Origin of the sequence: Streptomyces lothianensis, from assembly GCF_047779955.1 — a bacterium.
Classification (GTDB): domain Bacteria; phylum Actinomycetota; class Actinomycetes; order Streptomycetales; family Streptomycetaceae; genus Streptomyces.
Window position 1 is genome coordinate 1 of sequence record NZ_JBLMKT010000115.1, and the last position, 1,406, is coordinate 1,406.

The following is a 1,406-nucleotide window of genomic DNA, read 5'->3' on the forward strand; positions in this document are numbered from 1 at the left end:
AATCGCCAACCCGACCCGCACCCTCGCCCACCACCCCCTCTTCCAGGTCATGCTCGTCCTGCAGAACAACGCCGAGGCCGGCATCGAGTTGGGGGGATTCCCCGCCCGGGTGGACGATCTGACCGTCGGAACCGCCAAGTTCGACCTTTCCTTCACCCTGCACGAGTGCCACACCGCCGAAGGAACACCGGCCGGACTGAATGGCTTCCTCACCTATGCCACGGACCTGTTCGAGCGGAACACGGTCGAGACGCTGGTGGCCCGGCTCGTACGGTTCCTCGACGCCGTGGCGGCGGACGCCGACCGGCCTGTGCGGTCGGTGGACGTCCTGGCACCCGAGGAGCGCGCGGACCTACTGGGCGCGTGGAGCGCGTCGCCGCAGGAGATCGCCGAGGCATCGTTCGTCGAGCTCTTCGAGGAGCAGGTGGCCCGGGGTCCACAAGCGGTGGCGGTGGAGTTCGGTGACGTATCACTGTCGTACGCCGAGCTGAACGGCCGCGCGAACCAACTGGCCCGATGGCTGGTCGAACGCGGAGCCGGCCCCGAGGCACGGGTCGCGGTGGCACTGCCACGGTCGGTGGAATGGCTCGTCGCCATCCTGGCCGTGATGAAGACCGGCGGCGCCTACGTACCGGTCGACCCCGAGTACCCGGCGGACCGCATCGCCTACATGCTCGACAACTCCGACCCCGTCACCGTACTCACCTGTGCCGAAACGGCTCCCGAACTGCCTGCGGGCGTACTCCCCTTCCTCGTCGAGGACATTCCGCTGGACGCGTACGAGTCCGGTGACCTGAGCGACGAGGACCGCACCGGACCACTGCTCGCCCAGTCACCCGCCTACGTCATCCACACCTCCGGCTCGACCGGCCGCCCCAAGGGCGTCGTCGTCACCCACACGGGCATCGCCGGACTCGCGCATGCGCAGATCCACACCCTGGGGGTCGACGCAGGCAGCCGTGTGCTGCAGTTCGCTTCACCGAGCTTCGACGCCGCTTCCTGGGAAGTGGTCATGGCGCTGCTGTCGGGGGCGCGGCTGGTGCTCGCGACAGCCACCGAACTGATGCCCGGCGAACCACTCGCCGATGTCCTCGCACGACACCACATCACCCACGCGACACTGCCCCCCACCGCCCTCACCGTCCTGCCCGACCACGCACTCCCCGACGGAATGACCCTCATCGTGGCCGGCGAGGCCTGCCCACCCGCCATGGTCGAAAAATGGTCCACCGGCCGACGCATGATCAACGCCTACGGCCCGACCGAGACCACCGTCTGCGCCACCATGAGCCAACCCCTCACCGGCCCCGTCACCCCACCCATCGGCACCCCCCTCACCAACACACAGGTCTACGTGCTCGACGCGGCACTGCAACCCGTACCCGTAGGAGTACCCGGCGAACTCT

Annotated in this window: 1 protein-coding gene; it reads left to right on the plus strand. The window is 68.5% G+C overall.

The window, feature by feature from the left end:
• Window positions 1-1,406 (plus strand): non-ribosomal peptide synthetase (locus tag ACLF6P_RS29830; protein WP_415954538.1); only part of this gene is annotated, 1,406 nt, incomplete at both ends.